This window comes from Sphingomonas sp. 1F27F7B (assembly GCF_005503355.1).
Lineage (GTDB): Bacteria > Pseudomonadota > Alphaproteobacteria > Sphingomonadales > Sphingomonadaceae > Sphingomonas.
Genome location: NZ_SCMK01000001.1, coordinates 87,815 through 105,911 on the forward strand (window position 1 = coordinate 87,815; position 18,097 = coordinate 105,911).

Sequence of the window (18,097 nt, forward strand, 5' to 3'; positions counted from 1 at the left end):
CGAATCTGGCAGCAAATGAATGCCCTTCGATATCCGCCTGCTCCGCCATGCCATCGCCGCCGCCGATCATGGTAGCTTCTACAAAGCAGCGCGGGCATTGGGCGTGGAACAATCCACGCTGAGTCGAAACGTCGCCAGGTTAGAGCGAGTAATCGGAGTCCAGATTTTTGAGCGGTCTCGCTCGGGAGTTAGCGCAACCATCGCAGGAAAAGACTTTATTCGGGGCGCCAGGCCGATGGTCGCTGGTGCAGATAAACTGATCGCCGTGACGCGCGCCGCTGGTCAGGGTCGCGCTGGCGGGTTGATGATCGGACATTATTGTTCATTGTCGGCCGGTAATCTGCGGGCCACTGTGATTGGCTGGCGCGGTGCTCATCCAGACGTCGACTTGGATGGAGTAGAAGCAGAACGAGCCGTCCTGCTTGCTGGCCTTGATATTGGGGAGATAGATATCGCCATTCTGGCGGGGGAAGCGGACCACGACGGCTATCGACGTGAGCCGTTCTGGAGCGAGCGCGTACTGGTCGCATTACCTGCCAGCCATCCCTTGGCCGAACGCGAGACAGTGCATTGGACCGATCTGCGCGGTGAGCGTTTTCTTCTCCCCGCAACGGACCCCGGCCCGGAAATCCGCCACATGCTACTCGGCCGCTTGTCCGTCTTAGGAATGCAAGCAAACGTCAGAATGCACCAATGCAGCCGCGAGACAATCTTGAACCTGCTAGGCGATGGACTTGGCCTCACCATTGTCTGCGAAGGTAGCACCGGGGCGCGCTATCCCGACGTGGTTTATCGGCCCGTTCATGCCGAGCAAGGGCCGATGCTGATCGGATATTCGGGATACTGGCACGACGACAATAGTAATCCCGCACTTCGGCGCTTCCTCCATTTCATAAAGACCCGCTACGCGCTATCCTTCAACATCTCGGAGAATCCGGCGGAATAATATTCGCTTGGGAGCTAAACATCATGATGCAAGGAAAGATATTCATCGTCGCTCTCGCCATGCTCGCCATCGGATTTGGCGCGGGATTCGTGCTGCGTCCGATCATCATGCCGCCTGCCACGTCGGCGATGGCCGTCAGTCCTGCCCCCGTGATCGCCGAACCAGGGGCGGCGCGTGGGATGCAGTATTTCACCGCCAACCTCGATGAAGCGCGGCGCGTGGTCGCCGGATGCCGAGACGGCTCGGTGCGCGGCGACGAATGCGCCAACGCCCAGCAGGCGGTGACGGAAGCCGAGGGTCGGGATCGCTTCAAGAAATTCATGGGCCACTGAGGCCCGCAAGCTTCAATCGCTTTTTGCGCGCCGCCGCCGAAAACCGCGATCTGTGTCCATGAACCGCGTGACCATCGGCCCGATCAGCTTTTCGGGTGCGGCAGGCGAGCCGCCTGTCTCGGCCGCCAGCGCCGCGGCATAGGCTTGCAAGTCACGATGCACGGCAGCCGGCAACTCTATCGTGAGCTTGATCGGCCTGTCGTCGGCCAGCGGCCCCAGCTTCAACTTGGTCATCGCGTTCCTCCGATGGGTTCGAGGACAAGATCGCGGGTGATGACAATGCGAAGGGGATAGCCCGGCCGGATGGTGAGCGTCGGCGGCACGCCGAGTTGGCGGCGCACGATCTGCTGCCCTGTCTGATTGACGGTATCCTGCGTCCCGTAGCGAAGCGCCTGCACCAGCGAGTTGTTGTTGTTCGTCGTCATCTCGGCCCCGATGCCGAGCAGGGTGGAGATCGCGGCGGCCTTGAGCATGTTGCCCCAATGCTGGTCGACGCGATCCTGCAAGCCTGCATATCCGGCGGCATCAGCGCTTGGCTGGCGTTCGAGAACGATCGAGCGGCCATCCGGCAGGATCAGCCGATCCCAGGCGAGCAGCACGCGGGTCTGCCCGGCGGTGATCTGACTATCATATTCGCCGATCAGCCGTGCGCCTTGCGGGATGAGCAGGATTCGGCCGGTGATGCTGTCATAGACGTTCTGCGTCACCTGAGCGGTGATCTGGCCGGGAAGGTCCGACCGGATGCCGGTGATGAGCGCGGCCGGGATGATACTGCCAGCCTGGACGATGTTGGGTGATGCCGGAGCGGTCAGCCGCTCGACGCTGACCGTGCGCTGGTTGGACGCCTGCGCCATGAAGGCCCGCTTTGCGGCCTGGTCGCCCTGGCTGGCGGCCTGCTGTGCGGGGGCCGGCGCGTCCGATGGCACGGCGGCGATGGGCTGCGCTGCCGCTCCGGCTACGGTGGCCGTGCGGCCGCCCAGGAAGACCGAACTGGTCCGCGCTGCGTCACGCTCTTGGCTGATGCGCTGGCGCGCTGCTTCCTCGGCTCGGGCGGCGGCATCGGGCTGACCGGCTTGCGCGCCGATCGGCGGCACGGGAACAGCCTCCCCGCGCTGCTGCGCGGACACAATCGGACGACCGAGATCACCCGGGAGCGGCGGCCCGAGCTTTGGAGCCTGGCCGTAATCCTTGGGACCGGATGTGATCGCCTCGCCCGCGCGACTGTCGGTGTTGTAGAGTTCCTTCGCTTCGTGCGGACCGACTGACCGCAAGGCATAGATCAGCGAGCCGCCGATGCCGAGACCGGCGGCGATGCCCACCATAGCCAGCGCCTTTCGCGAAAGCCGCATGACGCGCGGCGGATCGCCCCGGAGCTGGAAGGCCTGGCGGTCGGCCGGAGCCGCGACCGCTTCGGCGGCGGGAATGTCGGAAGGATCGCTCATCAGCGCCGCTCCCGGCCATCGTCGCGCACGATCCGCACGCGCTGCTCGCTGCGCTTGTCGCCCAGGCGCAGCTCGGCGGCGGCGAACAGGCGATCGACAACCATGTAACGGCCCTGCACGCGGTAATTGACCAGTTCGGCGTCGCCGGCCGCACCGGTCACGAACAGCGGCGGCATCTCGCCCTGCGAGATCCCCGCCGGAAATTCGATAAACACCTGCCGACCATCATCGAACGCACGGGCCGGCCGCCACGGCGCACGATCGCCATCGATCCGATAGTGGAAATTGAGCGCTGTCAGGTCCACGCCAGCCGCGACCGGCACGGTGGCTGCGGCAGCAGCGTTGCGGCCCTGCAAGGCGATCAGCGCATCTCGCGGATAGGTCCAGCTCACCGACGCCATGTAGGTTGCTGCACCCGCGCGCAGTTCCAAATGATAGGTGCGCCGGTCGGTGTTGATGACGAGGTTGGTCGAAAGGTCGGGCCGGGTTGGTTTAACGAGGATATGCACCCGAGCTGTCGCGCCCGCGCCGCTGGTCGTATCGCCGATGATCCAGCGCACGGTATCGCCCGCCGCAACCGGCCCGGCCCCGACGAGCTGCTCGCCTTCCTGAAGCGCGATGTCCGTCACCTGGCCGGGCGCGGCATAGACCTGATAGAGCGCACCGTCCGTCCACGGATATTGCTGGATCGCATTGAGGAAGCCGTCGCGCACCGGCTGCATGCGGGCAGCCGCGTTAGCCGCGCCGACACGGTTGCGCGGATCGGCGGATTCCGGCGGACGCGGGCTTTCGCCGACTGGCTTCAACTGGCCGGGAAGCGGCAGCGGCTCGGGGATCGCCACCACCTCGACCGGCTTGGGCGGCTCGGGCGCCGGAGTGGCCGCGATCTCGGCCGGCGGCGGATTGTCATAGGCTATGGCCGGCGGCTTGGCTGACGTGGTGGCGCAAGCGGCGAGCACGGAGGTTGTGGCGAGCAGGACCGCCGAGGCGGCGCGACGAAGCATTGGGCGTCTCATTGCGACAGCTCCTTTGACCAGTTGAGGGCGTTGACGAAGACCCCGAGCGGGTTCTTGCGCAGGGCGTCGGGCGTGCGCGGGGCCACGAAAACAACGGTGAGGATGGCCGACCAGCGCTCGGTGGCGGCAAGGCTGCCGTCCTGATAGCGCCGTTCGGTCCAGGCCACCCGGAAGCTGTCGGGCGAAGCACGGATCACGCTCGACACGTCCACCGCGACCTGGACCTTGCCGATCTGAGCGAAGGGGTCGTTCGCCCGTGCATAGTCGTTGAGGAACAGCGCGCCTTTGTCGGTGGTGAAGTCGTAGGCGCGAAGCCAATTCTGGCGGACGATGATCGGATCGGCAGGGATGCTGCGCACCTGCTCGATGAAGCGCGCGAGATGAAACGCGATCTGCGGATCGGTCGGACGATAGTCGGCCTCTGCAGGCGCGACGGCTTGTGCCTCGCCGAGCTTGTCGACCTGCACGACCCACGGCACGATATGGCCTCGCGCGGATTGCCAGACGAGGCCCCCTGCAAGTCCGCCCGAGAGCGCCAACGCGCCGAAGAAGGCGAGCCGCCAGTTCTTCGCCTGCACGCGGGCCGAGCCGATCCTGTCGTCCCAGGCTTGGGCGGCGCGCTGATAGGGTGTGATCGGCTCGGGGGTCTGGCCGTAGCGGATGGTTGGGCGTCGGAACATGGGCGGTTAGTCCTTCTGGCTGAGGTCGACGGACGCACCGCTGCCGCCACCGTCGCCGGAGCGCAGCGTGTGGGCGGCGACGGTGGCGCCGTGGGTCATGGTCTGGCGGCGTTTCATGTTCGCTGCCCAGGTGGGCGGCCCATCAGCCGACGGCGCGGGCGACGACGTGCCCCCCGAGATCGTGCCGCCCGTTGCGGTCACGGCCGCGCGGCCGCCCGAGCGATAGCTATCTTTTAGGGATGCTGCGGCCTTGCGAAGCGGCGACATGGCCGCGCCTGCGGTCGCTCGGCCAACGCCCGCCGCACCGCCCGCAACCGCCGCTCCGCCGGTCTTGCCAGCTGAGCCGAGCGCATAGGCGCTGCTCGCCGCACCCGATGCGAACGCACCACCTCTGGCAGCGCCGCCGATCACGCCGGCAGCCGCCCCGACCCCAAGACGGGCGGCGGCTGCGCCACCGACGAGCGCCCCGCCGGCGGCAAGCGCGGTTCCGGCCGCGGCGCCCGCGCCAAGTGCGGGACCACCCGAGACGATGCCGTTGGCGATACCGGGGCCGAAGATGGCGAGGCCGAACAGCGACAGGGCAGCGAGCGCGATCGCCATGACCTGATTGATGTCGGGCGCCGTGCCGAGGTTTGCGCTAGTGAACTGGCTGAACAGCGTCGTGCCGATGCCGGTGATGACCGCGAGCACCAGCACCTTGATGCCCGTGGAGACGATATGGCCGAGCACACGTTCGGCCATGAAGGCGGTCTTGTTGAAGAAGGCGAAGGGCAGCAGCACGAAGCCGGCCAGCGTCACCAGCTTGAACTCGATCAGCGTGATGAAGACCTGCACCGCGATGATGAAGAAGGCGAGCACCACAATGACCCAGGCGAGCAACAGCACGAGGATCAAAGCGAGGTTCGAGAACACCGCCCACAGGTTCGAGAATTGCCCTGCCGCATCCATCAGCGGCTTGGCGGCTTGCAACCCTGTCGCCGCGATCGTGCCGGGTTTCATGAAATCGCCCAGCGACATCGCCCCGCCGCTCGCCTTGAGGCCGAGGCCGGCGAAGGACTGGAACACGATGTTGGCGAGGTTGGAGAAATTGCCGATGATGAACGCGAAGACGCCGATGTAGAGCGTCTTCTTGACGAGGCGCTGAAGCACGTCCTCGTCGGCGCCCCAGGCCCAGAACAGCCCGGCGAGCGTCACGTCGATGGCGATCAATGTGGTCGAGAGGAAGCTGACCTCGCCGCCGAGCAGGCCGAACCCGCTGTCGATGTAGCGGGTGAAGACATTGAGGAACGTGTCGATGACGCTGGTGTCGTTCATGGCGCGGGGGTCTCGGTTGCGGGAGCTGCGGGTTTGCTGGCATCCACCGCGGGCGTGGGAGCATCTTGACGGAAGAAGCGGCGGCGGTTCTCGGCCCAGGCCGCTTCGCAGCCCGAGTCTGGCATGGTGAGCGTCGCGCAGCGTTCGAGTTCGCGGGCGAGCCGGTCCTGGCGCGCCTCCCCGCGCACGGCGACGGGCGGGGCTTGTGCGGGTTCAGGCTTGTGGACGGCGGCGACGATCGCCACCGCCATCATCAAGCCCGCCAGCGCGGCGACGCCCGCGATCTTGGCCGTGCGCGAGGATGCGTGCAGCATCGGACGCGATCCTCAGTTGCCCATGAAGCGGCGGAACCGTTCGCGGCCCTCCGCCTCCTCGGCCGTATGCCGCGCGGATTCGAGCGCTTGCGCGCGGCCCTGCGCCGCGACGGCGGCGGTCAGGTCGGCGAGCTGCTGCGATTGCAGCGCGAGAAGCTGATTGCCAGCCTGCGCGGCCTGAAGCGCGCCGGTCGCCGACTGACTGGCCGAGACCAGGCCGGTCATCGTCGTGCGCGCGCCGTCGATGTTGCCGACGACACCCGCCTGTACCTTCAGCGAGTCCTCGAACGCGCCGACACTATCCTGCCAACGCGCATTCGCGTTGGCGACCATCTGCGCCTGCGTGCCGGTCAGCGCCGAGCCGGTGTAGCGGCTGGTGAACGCCTGCTGGATGTTCTGCACATCATAGGCGATGCGCTGCGCCTGGCCGAGAAACTGCTGGGTACGCTGAACCTGCTGCTGCAACTGCTGGAGCTGGCTGAACGGCAGCGAGGCAAGGTTCTTCGCCTCGTTGATGAGGCTCGTCGCCTGCTGCTGGATTTGCTGGATCTGGTTGTTGATCTGTTGGAGCGAGCGAGCCGCCGTCAGCACGTTCTGCGCATAATTGGTCGGGTCATAGACGATCCCACCAAAACCGAACTGCGCGTAAGCCGGCATCGGAGCGGCCACCGGCGCGATGGCCGTGGCAGCGAGCACGCCGGCCAGGACGGCGGGGCGAAGATTCATTCTGGTCATAGCGGTAACTCCTGCTGAGGTTGATGCCGAGGATCGGGGGGAAGAAGCTCGACGGCCCAGGCAGAGCCGCGATGGCGCAGCCATTCGGCCGCGAAAGCGGATTGCCCGTGGGTTTCGATCAATTCGGCGATGCGGAGCTGGTCGGTTTTCGAGGACGCGGCGGCGAAGGCCAGCGCGACCTCGCCCAAGCCCAGCTCGAACAGGCGATTTCCCCGCCGTGACTGGCAGTAATAGTCGCGCTTCGGCGTCGCCCGACTGAGGATTTCGATCTGGCGGACATTGAGGCCGAAGCGCTCATAGATGGCCGCGATCTGCGGCTCGGCCGCGCGTTCGTTGGGCAGGAAGATACGCGTCGGGCAGCTTTCGATGATGGCCGGGGCGATGCTCGACGTTTCGATGTCAGCGAGGCTCTGGGTGGCGAAGATGACGCTGGCGTTCTTCTTCCTGAGCGTCTTCAGCCATTCGCGGAGCTGGGCGGCGAAGTCCGGGCTGTCGAGTACCAGCCAGCCTTCGTCGATGATGATGAGCGTTGGCGAGCCGTCGAGCCGGCCTTCGATCCGGTGGAACAGGTAGGACAGGACGGCTGCGGCCGAGCCGGCGCCGACCAGGCCCTCGGTCTCGAACGCCTGCACCGAGGCTTCGCCGAGCCGTTCAGCTTCGGCGTCGAGCAGCCGGCCCCACGGCCCGCCGATGCAGTAGGAGGCGAGCGCTTGCTTGAGCTGCTGCGATTGTAGCAGGACAGCAAGACCCGTGAGCGTGCGTTCGCCGATCGGCGCCGACGCCAGCGAACCAAGCGCCGACCAGATATGCTCCTTGGCCTGCGGATCGACCGCGACGCCCTCGGACGCGAAGATCGCCGCCAGCCATTCGGCCGCCCATGCCCGCTCGGCAGGCGCGTCGATATGGGCGAGCGGCTGGAGCTGCACGCCGTCGCCGGCCTCGTCGGCGAGCGTCCCGCCCAAATCCTGCCAGTCGCCGCCCATGCCGAGCGCGGCGGCGCGGATCGAACCGCCGAAGTCGAAGGCGAAGACCTGCGCACGCCCATAGCGGCGGAACTGCATCGCCATCAGCGCAAGCAGCACGGATTTGCCCGCGCCGGTCGGACCGACGATCAGCATGTGGCCGACGTCGCCGACGTGAAGGGAAAACCGGAACGGGGTCGAGCCTTCGGTCTTGCCATAGAGCAAGGGGGGAGCACCAAAATGCTCGTCCCGTTCCGGCCCCGCCCATACTGCTGACAGGGGGATCAGGTGGGCGAGATTGATAGTGGAGATCGGGGGCTGGCGGACGTTGGCGTAAGTGTGACCGGGGAGGCTTCCCAGCCACGCCTCGATCGCGTTCATGCCCTCGGGGATGACCGTGAAGTCGCGGCCCTGGATGACCTTCTCGGCGAGCCGCAGCTTTTCGGCGGCAATGGCGGGATCGCGGTCCCACACCGTCACCGTCGCGGTGACATAAGCCATGCCGGCATAGTCGGCGCCCAGCTCCTGCAGAGCGATGTCGGCATCGGCCGCCTTGTTAGAGGCGTCGCTGTCGAGCAGCGTCGATGCCTCGTTGGTCATCACCTCTTTCAATATGGCGGCGACCGACTTGCGCTTGGCGAACCATTGCCGCCGGATCTTGGTCAGCAGCCTGGTCGCATCGGTCTTGTCGAGCATGACCGCGCGGGTGGACCAGCGATACTCGAAGGCGAGCCGGTTCAGTTCGTCGAGCAGACCGGGGAATGTGACGCTCGGGAATCCGACGATGGTGAGTGTGCGGAGGTGATGGTCGCCCAGGCGCGGCTCCAGCCCGCCCGTCAGCGGCTCGTCGGCGAGCAGCGCGTCGAGGTGCATGGGCGTTTCGGGAACACGCACACGCTGGCGTCGGGTAGAAATGGTGCTGTGCAGGTAGGTCAGCGTCTCGGCGTCATCGAGCCAGCGGACTTCGGGCACGAAGCCCTCGACCAGATTCAGCACACGGTCGCTGCGATCGGTGAAGCCCTTGAGCAGCTCCCACGGATCGACGCCGTTGGTGGACTTCCCTTCATAGAGCCAGCCTTCGGCGCGTGCCCTTTCCTCGGCCGGCGGCATCCACAGCAACGTCAGGAAATAGAGGCTCTCGAAGTGTGCGCCCTCCTCGCTGAACTGTTCGCGCCGCTCCAGATCGACCAGCGCTGAGACGGGATCGGGAAATTCCGACTCCGGGTAGTCGAGCGCGGGTGTGCGCTGGGCTTCGACGAAGATCGCCCAGCCTGATCCGAGCCGGCGCAGCGCGCTGTTCAGTCGTGCGGTCGTGGCGACCAGCTCGGCCGGCGTGGCGCTGTCGAGATCGGGGCCGCGGAAACGGGCTGTGCGCTGAAAGCTGCCGTCCTTGTTCAGAACAACGCCCGCGCCGACCAGTGCGGCCCAAGGCAGGAAGTCGGCGAGATGGGCCGCATGCCCACGGTATTCGCGAAGGCTCATCATGGCTGCATCCATGTCGGGTAACGGAGGTGGCGGCGGGCGACGTCCACGAACTGCGGGTCGCGGCGCGCAGCCCAGACCGAGAGCGCATGGCCGATCGCCCAGATGACGAGGCCCGCGATCCAGAGACGCAGGCCGAGACCGATCGCGCCCGCCAGCGTCCCGTTGACGATGGCGAGCGCCCGCGGTGCGCCGCCGAGCAATATCGGCTCGGTCAGCGCCCGGTGGACGGGAGCGGAGAAGCCCGCGATCGGCTCGCTCGCTTCCATCAGACGAGCGCCCCGCCGCCGAAGCTGAAGAACGACAGGAAGAAGCTCGACGCGGCGAAGGCGATCGACAGGCCGAACACGATCTGGATCAGCCGCCGGAAGCCGCCCGATGTGTCGCCGAACGCGAGGGTCAGGCCGGTCACGATGATGATGATGACCGCGATAATCTTTGCGACCGGCCCCTCGATCGATTGGAGGATGGATTGAAGGGGCGCTTCCCACGGCATCGATGATCCCGACGCATAAGCGGGAACAGCAGCAGTCAGCGCGATCACGCTGGCGGTGGCGGCGAGCATGGCGCGGTGTGCGCCATGCCGAAGGGCATGGATCATTTGACGTCTCCTGGCTGGGGTTGGGAAAGCGAAGCGATGCGGTAGTCGCCGGTGATGGGGTCCAGCCCCTCGACACGCGCCAGCTCGGCGAGACGGCGGCCATGCCCATCGCGGACCAGGACGGCGATCAGGTCGATGGTCTCGGCGAGCAGCGCGCGGGGGACCGTGACGACGGCTTCCTGAATGAGCTGTTCCATACGGCGCAGCGCGCCGAGCGCGGTTCCAGCGTGGATGGTGCCAATGCCGCCGGGGTGCCCGGTCCCCCAGGCTTTAAGCAGGTCGAGCGCTTCAGCGCCGCGCACCTCGCCGATCGGGATGCGATCGGGCCGCAGGCGGAGCGAGGACCGGACGAGATCGGAAAGCGAAACGACGCCATCCTTGGTCCGCATGGCGACGAGGTTGGGCGCGGCGCATTGCAGCTCGCGCGTATCTTCGATCAAGACGATACGGTCGGCGGTCTTGGCGACCTCGGCCAAGAGCGCGTTGACCAGGGTGGTCTTGCCGCTGCCGGTGCCGCCCGCGACCAGGATGTTGGCGCGGGCCGCAACACCATCGCGCAGCGCCGCCGCCTCGGCCGCCGACATGATCCCGGCCGCCCCATAATCGTCGAGCGTGAACACCGCGACGGCGGGCTTACGGATCGCGAAAGCCGGGGCTGCGACGACAGGCGGAAGCAGTCCCTCGAACCGTTCACCACCTTCGGGCAATTCGGCCGAAACGCGCGGGGACTTGGCGTGAACTTCGACGCCGACATGATGCGCAACTAGGCGGACGATGCGTTCGCCATCGGCGGCGCACAGCAGCTCGCCGGTGTCGCTGATCCCGTCGCCGAGGCGATCGACCCACAGCCGCCCGTCTGGGTTCAACATGACCTCGATCACAGCCGGATCGTCGAGCCAGGCTGCAATCGACGATCCGAGAGCCGTCCGCAGCATTCTCGCGCCGCGTGACTTCGCCTCGGATCGGATCGGGTGAACGGTCAAGGAACTGGCCCCTCATAAGGGCCGGGCGAACCGCCGCCCGGCTGTCGGGGCACATCAAGAGAGGCAGAAACGGGGCCTAAGCAACAGATAGCTGAAGGCGTAGTAGAGGCGGCGGCAGAAACTTACCGATGGCGGATCGGCCCGCTGGCCGTTCCTGCAATCGGCCCGCGTTTACTCCGAATCGGTCGCGGATTTGGGCCGCACATCTTCGGGGATCTCGTCGAGCAGGCTCTTGCCGCTCGCATAGCGCCGGCCGAGCGTTTCGACGAAGCCCTCATAGCGCTTGCGACCCTTCACTTGGGCGGCGGCTTGATCCTCGTCCGGCAGCGGCGGCGTCACCGACAGCCAGAAGCGAACAAACAGTGCCAACGCCTCTGTCGAAAGGCCCGTATTGCGTTCAAGCCGCTGGACCTGGCGCGATAGGCGGTCGAGCCGCCGGGCAAATGCCGCCTCCATCCGATCTGCGCCGTCCGGCGACAGATAGGACGTGACCGCCGCCTCCACGATCGCCGATCGCGAGATGCGTCGCCGGATCGCCAACTCGTCGATCTGCTTGGCGAGCATGGGCGGAAAATAGACGTTGAGCCGAACGCGCATGACCGCTGCCTACAACTCGATGCCGTCGCCGGGGGCGAGCGACGCTTGACGTGCGAGCCCCTGCATCCGGCGACGGACGGCCGCCTGCCGCGCCACATCGTCCTGCTCGTCATCGACGATTGCAAACTCCTGCGCGGGCGGTGGTGATGCCTCCGGCGCGATGGCGACATGCTCGGGCAGCTCGGGTTCACGGCGGAGCCCGCCATTGGCGGCGTCCTCCTGCGCCCGCACGATCCGCGCCACGTCGGCCGGATCGGCGGCGGCGGCACGGCCGGTCCAGTCGTCGGCCCGCGCCGCGCCCGCACTCGGTTTGGGCGCGTCCATGATCCGCTCGGACAGGCGGCGATCCTGAAAGTAGCGCGCCTTCTTCGCGCGGATCGGATGGACACCCGCTACCATCACGATCTCGTCGCCGGGCGGAAGTTGCATCACCTCGCCGGGCGTGAGGAGCTGGCGAGCGGTCTCGGAGCGCGACACCATCAAATGCCCCAGCCACGGCGACAGGCGATGCCCGGCGTAGTTCTTCATCGCCCGCATCTCGGTCGCGGTGCCGAGCGCGTCCGACACGCGCTTGGCGGTGCGCTCGTCGTTGGTGGCGAAGCTCACCCGGACATGACAGTTGTCGAGGATCGCGTTGTTCGGCCCGTATGCCTTCTCGATCTGGTTGAGCGACTGTGCGATCAGGAACGCTTTCAAGCCATAGCCCGCCATGAACGCCAGCGCGGACTCGAAGAAGTCGAGCCGGCCGAGAGCCGGGAACTCGTCAAGCATCAGGAGCACGCGCTGGCGGTTGCCCTTTGGTGTCAGCTCCTCGGTCAGCCGGCGTCCGATCTGGTTGAGGATCAGGCGGATTAGCGGCTTGGTCCGCGAGATGTCGCTGGGCGGCACGACCAGATAGAGCGTCGCCGGCGTCTCGCCTTCGACCAGATCCGATATGCGCCAATGGCACGCCCGCGTGACCTGCGCCACGACAGGATCGCGATAGAGCCCGAGGAACGACATGGCGGTCGAGAGCACGCCTGACCGCTCGTTGTCGGATTTGTTCAGCAGTTCGCGCGCGGCCGAGGCGACGACAGGATGCACGCCCGCTTCACCCAGGTGCGGCGTCGCCATCATCGCGGCTAGCGTCTGCTCGATTGTGCGTGACGGATCGGAGAGAATCGACGCCACGCCGGCCAGCGTCTTGTCGGCTTCGGCATAGAGGACGTGGAGGATCGCGCCGACTAGCAGCGAGTGCGAAGTTTTTTCCCAGTGGTTTCGACGCTCGAGACTGCCTTCTGGATCGACCAGCACGTCGGCGACATTCTGCACGTCGCGCACCTCCCACTGGCCGCGCCGCACTTCGAGCAACGGATTGTAGGCGGCTGATGCAGCGTTGGTCGGATCGAACAGCAGCACGCGCCCATGCCGCGACCGGAAGCCGGCGGTGAGCTGCCAGTTCTCACCCTTGATGTCATGGACGATCGCAGATCCCGGCCAGGTCAGCAGCGACGGCACGACCAGACCGACGCCTTTGCCGCTCCGCGTCGGCGCGAAGCACAGCACATGCTCGGGGCCATCGTGACGCAGATAATCGCGCGCGAGCTTGCCGAGCACGACGCCGTTCGGCCCCAGCAACCCTGCGCCGCGAATTTCCTTCTCGCTGGCCCAGCGCGCCGAGCCGTATGTCTCCGCGTTCTTCAGCTCGCGCGCGCGCCACACGGACATGCCGATTGCGACAGCGATCGACACGAACCCGCCCGACGCGGCGATGAATGCCCCGGTCTGGAATATGGCTGGCGCATAGGCATCGAACGAGAACCACCACCAGAAGAAGGCCGGCGGCGGATAGACCCGCCAGCCGAAAGCCATGAACCAGGGCGGCCCAAGCTCGGGCTGATAGGCGAGCGCGGCCGCAGTCCACTGCGTCGCGCCCCACACACCGGCGAGCACGATCAGGAACACGGTGATGACCTGGCCCCACAATATCTTGGTCGCGGACATGCTTGTCTCCTTGCGCTGGCTAGAGGCCGAGGCCGCGCTTGCGGCCCATCATCAGGTCGAGCCCGCCGCCGTCGCGGATCACGCCGGACACCTGACGGCCGAGCTGCTGTTCGAGGGCGCTTGCCCAGGGTACGAGGCGGAAGCCGAGGCCATCGTCGATCAGGGCGAAGCGGCCGGACGCGAGCGCGAGCCGCTGGCGAACGACGCCGGCGATCTTCTCGCCCGCTTGCGTCGGCCGATAGGCAAGGCCCGTCTCGCCCGCGATCTTCGCGCCAACCGAGTCCAGCTCGTGCCGCCGCAGCGTGTCGATCAGACCGCGCTCGAACACCGTTCGCTCGCCGAACCGGCGCGCCAGCCCTTCCTTGACCAGATGGTCGGTGCGCGCGTCCATCGCGCGGCGCACCTCGGCGCCGAACCCGCCGTCCGCGACGCCCACGCCGCGCTCGATCAGGCGATGGTCCAGCCAGGTCGCACCGGGCGCCTTGACCTGCGCCGACAGGTCGAGGTCCGATCGCGTTGCGAGGATCAGGCTCGGCTTCGGCTCGCCGGGCTTGCCGACCGCGCGCAGCTCGACGATGCCGCCGAGCTTGGGGCTGTGCTCCAGCCCCTCGATGCCGGGCAAGCGGACATGATGCGCGCGGCCGTCCGTGCCGTCGATCACGGCATAGGCGGCGCCGGTCAGTTCATCGTGCAGCCCCTTGCCGATCAACCGACCCACGATCGGCTTCTCGGGCGTGTCGCTCAGAACCGCATAGCTGTCGAGCGATCGGTCTTGTCCGTGATCCTTGAGCGCGTGGCCGATGGTGCGGATGATGTCGCCGCGCGCGGCTAGCTCGCGCAACTTCGCCTGCGCGCCTTCGGCGACCGCCCATTGGCCCGGCTCGCCCTCGGCGGCGAGCCCCATCGTCTCAAGGTGCTGCAAGCGCCCGACCATCAGGCGGCGGAGCCACGGATCGTCCGGGCCTGGTCGCTCCGGGCGCAGGTCGATGACGCCCAGCTCGTCGGCAACGCGGCCGATCTCGGTGTCGAGCCGGGTCCAGCGCTCCGCCGTTACCTCGCGGTCGAGCGCTTGGCTGATTTCATGCTCGGGCTTCGGCCCCAACTCGGCGAAGGCCAGCTCCTCGGCGCGCGAGCGCAGGCCGTGGCTGATATAGTCGCGGGCCATGACGAGATCGGCACCCTGGTCGGTCTGCCCGCGCACCAGCAGATGGACGTGCGGGTTGTCGGTGTTCCAGTGATCGACCGCGACCCAATCGAGCCGCGTTCCCAGGTCCGCCTCCATCTGGCGCACAAGGTCGCGGGTGTATTCGCGAAGGTCGGTCAGCTCGCTCGCATCTTCGGGCGATACGATGATGCGGAAATGATGTCGGTCGTCCCTGCACCGATCCGCAAACGCGCGATCATCGGCGCGGTCGGACTCGGCGTCGAACATGCGCGTCGGCGAGCCATCGCGGGTCACGCCTTCGCGCTTGAGATAGGCGATGTGCGCGGACAGCGGCGCCATGCGCCGGCCGCCGATGCGGTGGCGCACCGGCAGCGCCTTCACCAGCACGCGGCGGCCGGAGCCGAACAGGCGACTGCGCGCAAACGCCGTGCGTCCCTTCCCGAAGCTCGATTGGCCGCGCCGGCTGGGTCCGCCCCAGCCCCCGCGCTGGCTGCCGCCGCTCGTTGCCGCGACGCGCAGCACCTCGGCGACCAGCCCGCGGGCATTGCGGCCCTGCGCCTTGCTGCGCTTGGCCTTGCCCGGCCGAACGCGAAACTCGCGCTCGTCGCTCATGGTCGGGCCGCTTTCCGCCGAAAACCGGCCGTGGTGCCGTTCGGCGCGTTGAAATGCCTAGCTTTTTCCTTCCGAGCGGCACGCTCGCCGACCGACGCCCCCACGTTAGCCACATGAAAAGCCTCGGCTTTTCGGCGAAACGGGGTGCGGCTTGTATCTTGCCCTCGTCCCCTCCGACTTCTTCCTGCCCCTTCGCCCTTCAAACCGAGGGGGGCAAACGATCGAAGGAGGCCGCCGGTCATTGCGGTCGGCCCGCGCGGGCGCGGGGAACGAACAGCGTGTCGGCCGGAGCAGCTTCACGCTGCGGAACGGCCTGCGAGCTGTCGGTCGCGGGGCTGACAGACGGCGGCTCAGGCGCCGATGCGGACGCCGTGAACCCGCCACCGGACTGGACGCCGGACATCGCATCCTGCGCACTCGCCACGCGCACGAACAGCGCGGCGCGACGCCAGGCCAACGGATCGGGAAGCGACGCGGCGGCAAGCCGAGTATCGCCGCCCCCGCCCGTGATCGACGCCAGCCTTCCGAGATAGGCGCGGGTTTCAGCGGGCAGTGGACGGCCGCGCGACAGGTAATCGTCGGTGCGTCCGGTCCCGGCGTTATAGGCTGCGAGCATCGCGGTGGCATCGCCGTAGCGGTCGTGCATCTCGCGCAGATAAGCCGTCCCCGCCATGATGTTGTCGCGCACGTCGAAGGGGTCGGCGCCGAACCCGTAGCGTGCGCGCAGACGGCCCCAAGTCGCGGGCATGATCTGCATCAGCCCCATCGCGCCGGCCGTCGAAACCGCGCGCGCGTCGCCGTTGCTCTCGACGCGCATCACGGCCCAAATCCACGCCTCGGGAATGCCGAACCGCCGCGCGGCGTCGGCGACATATCCGGCATAGGGATGATGGGCCGGCGCGCGATCGGCGGAGACATCCTGCGCCGATGCCGCGACCGGCCCGACGCCGGGCAAAAACAGCAGGATCGTCAGCGCCAGAGCCGATCCGACTCCGCTTCTACGCCAACCTGCCAGCGTGCTCGCTGCGGTAAAGGGTGCGCGCAGAGCGCCGGCCGTTGACCGCCCTTGACCTTCGCTGCGCGCGCCGGCCGACCCGCGACCGAGCGGGACGAAGGGATGAGACGGTTTTCCCGCGAACCAGGGGATGATCGAGACGCGCACCGCTTCAATCCTCCTCGCGGCGCTTTTGCGGCCGGTTCCAGCGCAGCGCCCAGGCGCTATCCTCATCGCCGATGCGAAACAGCGCGGCGCGGATCGGCTGCGAGAAGCCGGGATCGTCGAGGCGCAGCGAGACGTAGTCGCCAGCGCGCTCGCCGGTCTCGTTCCAGCCTGCGCCCACCTCCGGGCCATTGTCGGTCTTGCCAAGATGGACACGCCAGTCGGGCGCGTTCTCGCCGTCCTGCGGCTCTGCCGGAACGATGCGGAGCGCCACGTCGAGCGTCATCGTCTCGATCCGGCCCTGAAAACCTTTGGGGGTGCGGGTGAACATGCCGATTTGCATGGGATGGTCCTTTCAGTTGGCGGCTAGGTGCGGGGTTCACGGCTCCAGCCGCGCCACGTCAGCGGCGCGCCGGGGGCATCGCGGGTGAGGATCGGGATTGCGCGGCCGATCACGGTTGAGGCCGGCAGCGAGCCGAAATACCGGCCGTCCAGGCTGTCGGGGACGGCAGGATTGAGCAGCAGCAGTTCGCCGGTCGCCAGTGTGCGACAGCCCTGCCAGACGGGCAGTGGACGGCCGAGCCGGTCGCGCTTGCGCGCAACAGCGACGGGCCGCCGATCGACGCTCACGCTGTCGCCCAGCCGGCAGATGCGCTGTCCTGCCTTGCCGGCGACATGCTTCAGCAGCGGCACGCCTTCGCCCAGGTAATGGCGCTCGGCCATCCAGCGCGCGAGACGCTGGGGCGGCGTGACGGCGACCAGCGCGCCGGGCGGCGGGTCGCGCTCGGGCTCGATCCGGTAGAGCCCGAGCGGCGCGCTGGCGCTGGCGTTCCACAGCACGCGCGGCACGGGATGAATGGCGGCGATCGCAGCGAAAGCAGCCGTGAACCCGGTTGCGGCAGCGACAGTGGCGCGGACATAGAAGCGGCGCGTCATCCCTCGATCTCCCGGCGCTTCAGCCAGGCGTGATGGCGCTCAAGCGTGTAGAGACGCGGCGCTTGTCCGGCGGCGATGCGGTTGGCGACGTGCCGCCAATGGTCGGGCGCGGCGTCGCAGGGATCGACGCGCGCGGCCTCGGTCGCGTCGATCGCCGCGAGCACTTGGCTGACCTTCGGCCAACCCTCGATCTTGAGCAGGATGTCGCCGCCCGGCCGCACGAAGGGCAGCGTCGTGAACGCCTCGCCCGCGCCGACCGCGCGCACGATATCGATGCGCGAGCTGACCGTGCCGTAGTCGTTCGCCGCCCAGCGGACGAAAGCGAAGATCGCGCCGGGGCGAAAGCGGACGATGCGGCGTCGGCGGTCGACAATCTCGTCCGCCGCGACGCGGCCGAACCTGATCCAGTGCTCGATCCGCTTTTCGATCCACGTCAGCTCGACGCAGGTCATGTCGTCATCGGACGGCTGGCGGTGGCGCATGGGTGACGGAGGGACGTTCATCGCCGGCTCCGGGCGATGGCGGAGTCCGCGCGCGGCATGAGATCGTCCTGCCCCGGATCGGAGGTCGAATGCTTGATGCCGATGTCGGCCCAGGCGCGCAGGTCATCGACCGAATAGACGACGCGGCCGCCGATCCGGCGGTAGGCCGGGCCGGTGCCGAAATAGCGGTGCTTCTCAAGGGTCCGGCCCGAGAGGCCGAGAAAGCGCGCGGCTTCGGGCGTTCGCAGGAAGCGGGGCGGCAAATTGGTGGGCGTATCGGACAAATGATGGCTCCTGCGGGCGGTGGCGGCAGGAGGCGTAATTGTCAGAAGGGAGGCGGCCAGGTGGGGTATGAA

The 18,097-nt window shown here is 67.4% G+C and carries 21 protein-coding genes; 2 read left to right on the top strand and 19 right to left on the bottom strand.

Annotated elements, in window-relative coordinates; translation table 11 throughout:
- The first annotated feature begins 19 nt into the window (after nucleotides 1-19).
- The gene (locus FFS08_RS00395) at nucleotides 20-946 is read left to right on the top strand and encodes a LysR family transcriptional regulator (RefSeq protein ID WP_086129753.1); all 927 of its coding nucleotides are present in this window, start codon (nucleotides 20-22) and stop codon (nucleotides 944-946) included.
- Between the two features lie 23 nt (nucleotides 947-969).
- On the top strand, nucleotides 970-1,278 hold the full coding sequence (locus FFS08_RS00400; protein ID WP_086129752.1) for a hypothetical protein: 309 nt from the start codon (nucleotides 970-972) through the stop codon (nucleotides 1,276-1,278).
- A 12-nt stretch (nucleotides 1,279-1,290) separates the two neighbouring features.
- On the opposite strand, the gene FFS08_RS00405 is transcribed toward FFS08_RS00400, so the two are convergent.
- The 19 genes from FFS08_RS00405 to FFS08_RS00495 form a co-directional block, all read right to left on the bottom strand.
- Complete coding sequence (locus tag FFS08_RS00405) at nucleotides 1,291-1,512, bottom strand: DUF2274 domain-containing protein (protein ID WP_086129751.1); 222 nt, start codon at nucleotides 1,510-1,512, stop codon at nucleotides 1,291-1,293.
- Complete coding sequence (locus FFS08_RS00410) at nucleotides 1,509-2,720, bottom strand: TraB/TrbI/VirB10 family type IV secretion system protein (protein WP_086129750.1); 1,212 nt, start codon at nucleotides 2,718-2,720, stop codon at nucleotides 1,509-1,511. The genes FFS08_RS00405 and FFS08_RS00410 overlap by 4 nt, the downstream gene beginning before the upstream one ends.
- Nucleotides 2,720-3,736: a P-type conjugative transfer protein TrbG gene (gene trbG / locus FFS08_RS00415; RefSeq protein ID WP_086129749.1), complete on the bottom strand. Its 1,017-nt coding sequence runs from the start codon at nucleotides 3,734-3,736 to the stop codon at nucleotides 2,720-2,722. The genes FFS08_RS00410 and trbG overlap by 1 nt, the downstream gene beginning before the upstream one ends.
- The gene (trbF, locus tag FFS08_RS00420) at nucleotides 3,733-4,416 is read right to left on the bottom strand and encodes a conjugal transfer protein TrbF (RefSeq protein WP_086129748.1); all 684 of its coding nucleotides are present in this window, start codon (nucleotides 4,414-4,416) and stop codon (nucleotides 3,733-3,735) included. The genes trbG and trbF overlap by 4 nt, the downstream gene beginning before the upstream one ends.
- A 6-nt stretch (nucleotides 4,417-4,422) precedes the next feature.
- Nucleotides 4,423-5,730 carry a P-type conjugative transfer protein TrbL gene (gene trbL / locus FFS08_RS00425; protein WP_086129747.1) on the bottom strand — a complete coding sequence of 436 codons (1,308 nt, stop codon included), beginning with the start codon at nucleotides 5,728-5,730 and terminating at the stop codon, nucleotides 4,423-4,425.
- The gene (gene trbK-alt, locus FFS08_RS00430; protein ID WP_086129746.1) at nucleotides 5,727-6,044 is read right to left on the bottom strand and encodes a putative entry exclusion protein TrbK-alt; all 318 of its coding nucleotides are present in this window, start codon (nucleotides 6,042-6,044) and stop codon (nucleotides 5,727-5,729) included. Before trbK-alt ends, trbL begins: the two co-directional genes overlap by 4 nt.
- 12 nt (nucleotides 6,045-6,056) lie before the next feature.
- Nucleotides 6,057-6,779, bottom strand: a complete 723-nt coding sequence (trbJ, locus tag FFS08_RS00435) for a P-type conjugative transfer protein TrbJ (protein WP_086129745.1) — start codon at nucleotides 6,777-6,779, stop codon at nucleotides 6,057-6,059.
- The gene (gene trbE / locus FFS08_RS00440; protein ID WP_086130083.1) at nucleotides 6,776-9,226 is read right to left on the bottom strand and encodes a conjugal transfer protein TrbE; all 2,451 of its coding nucleotides are present in this window, start codon (nucleotides 9,224-9,226) and stop codon (nucleotides 6,776-6,778) included. The genes trbJ and trbE overlap by 4 nt, the downstream gene beginning before the upstream one ends.
- Nucleotides 9,223-9,492 carry a VirB3 family type IV secretion system protein gene (locus FFS08_RS00445; RefSeq protein WP_086129744.1) on the bottom strand — a complete coding sequence of 90 codons (270 nt, stop codon included), beginning with the start codon at nucleotides 9,490-9,492 and terminating at the stop codon, nucleotides 9,223-9,225. The genes trbE and FFS08_RS00445 overlap by 4 nt, the downstream gene beginning before the upstream one ends.
- The gene (locus FFS08_RS00450; protein ID WP_086129743.1) at nucleotides 9,492-9,824 is read right to left on the bottom strand and encodes a TrbC/VirB2 family type IV secretion system protein; all 333 of its coding nucleotides are present in this window, start codon (nucleotides 9,822-9,824) and stop codon (nucleotides 9,492-9,494) included. The genes FFS08_RS00445 and FFS08_RS00450 overlap by 1 nt, the downstream gene beginning before the upstream one ends.
- On the bottom strand, nucleotides 9,821-10,807 hold the full coding sequence (trbB, locus tag FFS08_RS00455; protein ID WP_086129742.1) for a P-type conjugative transfer ATPase TrbB: 987 nt from the start codon (nucleotides 10,805-10,807) through the stop codon (nucleotides 9,821-9,823). Before trbB ends, FFS08_RS00450 begins: the two co-directional genes overlap by 4 nt.
- 171 nt (nucleotides 10,808-10,978) lie before the next feature.
- Entirely contained in the window at nucleotides 10,979-11,404 is a 426-nt protein-coding gene (locus FFS08_RS00460) for a ribbon-helix-helix domain-containing protein (RefSeq protein WP_086129741.1), read from the bottom strand.
- Nucleotides 11,405-11,413: 9 nt separating this feature from the next.
- Complete coding sequence (locus tag FFS08_RS00465; protein ID WP_086129740.1) at nucleotides 11,414-13,387, bottom strand: conjugal transfer protein TraG; 1,974 nt, start codon at nucleotides 13,385-13,387, stop codon at nucleotides 11,414-11,416.
- Nucleotides 13,388-13,406: 19 nt separating this feature from the next.
- Nucleotides 13,407-15,164 (bottom strand): relaxase/mobilization nuclease domain-containing protein, encoded by a 1,758-nt coding sequence (locus tag FFS08_RS00470; RefSeq protein ID WP_086129739.1) that lies wholly within the window; start codon nucleotides 15,162-15,164, stop codon nucleotides 13,407-13,409.
- A gap of 238 nt (nucleotides 15,165-15,402) precedes the next feature.
- Nucleotides 15,403-16,326: a lytic transglycosylase domain-containing protein gene (locus tag FFS08_RS00475; protein WP_086129738.1), complete on the bottom strand. Its 924-nt coding sequence runs from the start codon at nucleotides 16,324-16,326 to the stop codon at nucleotides 15,403-15,405.
- Between the two features lie 4 nt (nucleotides 16,327-16,330).
- Nucleotides 16,331-16,666 carry a DUF736 domain-containing protein gene (locus FFS08_RS00480; protein ID WP_086129737.1) on the bottom strand — a complete coding sequence of 112 codons (336 nt, stop codon included), beginning with the start codon at nucleotides 16,664-16,666 and terminating at the stop codon, nucleotides 16,331-16,333.
- 23 nt (nucleotides 16,667-16,689) lie between these two features.
- Nucleotides 16,690-17,259 (bottom strand): S26 family signal peptidase, encoded by a 570-nt coding sequence (locus FFS08_RS00485; RefSeq protein ID WP_086129736.1) that lies wholly within the window; start codon nucleotides 17,257-17,259, stop codon nucleotides 16,690-16,692.
- Nucleotides 17,256-17,762, bottom strand: coding sequence for a DUF2840 domain-containing protein (locus FFS08_RS00490; protein ID WP_137861104.1), 507 nt, complete (start codon nucleotides 17,760-17,762; stop codon nucleotides 17,256-17,258). The genes FFS08_RS00485 and FFS08_RS00490 overlap by 4 nt, the downstream gene beginning before the upstream one ends.
- Entirely contained in the window at nucleotides 17,759-18,025 is a 267-nt protein-coding gene (locus FFS08_RS00495) for a helix-turn-helix transcriptional regulator (RefSeq protein WP_015459426.1), read from the bottom strand. Before FFS08_RS00495 ends, FFS08_RS00490 begins: the two co-directional genes overlap by 4 nt.
- Nucleotides 18,026-18,097 lie beyond the last annotated feature (72 nt).

What these genes read in the sequence shown, in the direction of transcription:
- FFS08_RS00490 (WP_137861104.1), bottom strand. Translation starts at nt 17,762, where the DNA reads ATGAACGTCCCTCCGTCACCCATGCGCCACCGCCAGCCGTCCGATGAC.
- trbJ (WP_086129745.1), bottom strand. Translation starts at nt 6,779, where the DNA reads ATGACCAGAATGAATCTTCGCCCCGCCGTCCTGGCCGGCGTGCTCGCT.
- trbF (WP_086129748.1), bottom strand. Translation starts at nt 4,416, where the DNA reads ATGTTCCGACGCCCAACCATCCGCTACGGCCAGACCCCCGAGCCGATC.
- FFS08_RS00480 (WP_086129737.1), bottom strand. Translation starts at nt 16,666, where the DNA reads ATGCAAATCGGCATGTTCACCCGCACCCCCAAAGGTTTTCAGGGCCGG.
- trbE (WP_086130083.1), bottom strand. Translation starts at nt 9,226, where the DNA reads ATGATGAGCCTTCGCGAATACCGTGGGCATGCGGCCCATCTCGCCGAC.
- FFS08_RS00400 (WP_086129752.1), top strand. Translation starts at nt 970, where the DNA reads ATGATGCAAGGAAAGATATTCATCGTCGCTCTCGCCATGCTCGCCATC.
- FFS08_RS00470 (WP_086129739.1), bottom strand. Translation starts at nt 15,164, where the DNA reads ATGAGCGACGAGCGCGAGTTTCGCGTTCGGCCGGGCAAGGCCAAGCGC.
- FFS08_RS00450 (WP_086129743.1), bottom strand. Translation starts at nt 9,824, where the DNA reads ATGATCCATGCCCTTCGGCATGGCGCACACCGCGCCATGCTCGCCGCC.
- FFS08_RS00395 (WP_086129753.1), top strand. Translation starts at nt 20, where the DNA reads ATGCCCTTCGATATCCGCCTGCTCCGCCATGCCATCGCCGCCGCCGAT.
- trbL (WP_086129747.1), bottom strand. Translation starts at nt 5,730, where the DNA reads ATGAACGACACCAGCGTCATCGACACGTTCCTCAATGTCTTCACCCGC.
- FFS08_RS00460 (WP_086129741.1), bottom strand. Translation starts at nt 11,404, where the DNA reads ATGCGCGTTCGGCTCAACGTCTATTTTCCGCCCATGCTCGCCAAGCAG.
- trbK-alt (WP_086129746.1), bottom strand. Translation starts at nt 6,044, where the DNA reads ATGCTGCACGCATCCTCGCGCACGGCCAAGATCGCGGGCGTCGCCGCG.
- FFS08_RS00405 (WP_086129751.1), bottom strand. Translation starts at nt 1,512, where the DNA reads ATGACCAAGTTGAAGCTGGGGCCGCTGGCCGACGACAGGCCGATCAAG.
- FFS08_RS00445 (WP_086129744.1), bottom strand. Translation starts at nt 9,492, where the DNA reads ATGGAAGCGAGCGAGCCGATCGCGGGCTTCTCCGCTCCCGTCCACCGG.
- trbG (WP_086129749.1), bottom strand. Translation starts at nt 3,736, where the DNA reads ATGAGACGCCCAATGCTTCGTCGCGCCGCCTCGGCGGTCCTGCTCGCC.
- FFS08_RS00485 (WP_086129736.1), bottom strand. Translation starts at nt 17,259, where the DNA reads ATGACGCGCCGCTTCTATGTCCGCGCCACTGTCGCTGCCGCAACCGGG.
- FFS08_RS00465 (WP_086129740.1), bottom strand. Translation starts at nt 13,387, where the DNA reads ATGTCCGCGACCAAGATATTGTGGGGCCAGGTCATCACCGTGTTCCTG.
- FFS08_RS00410 (WP_086129750.1), bottom strand. Translation starts at nt 2,720, where the DNA reads ATGAGCGATCCTTCCGACATTCCCGCCGCCGAAGCGGTCGCGGCTCCG.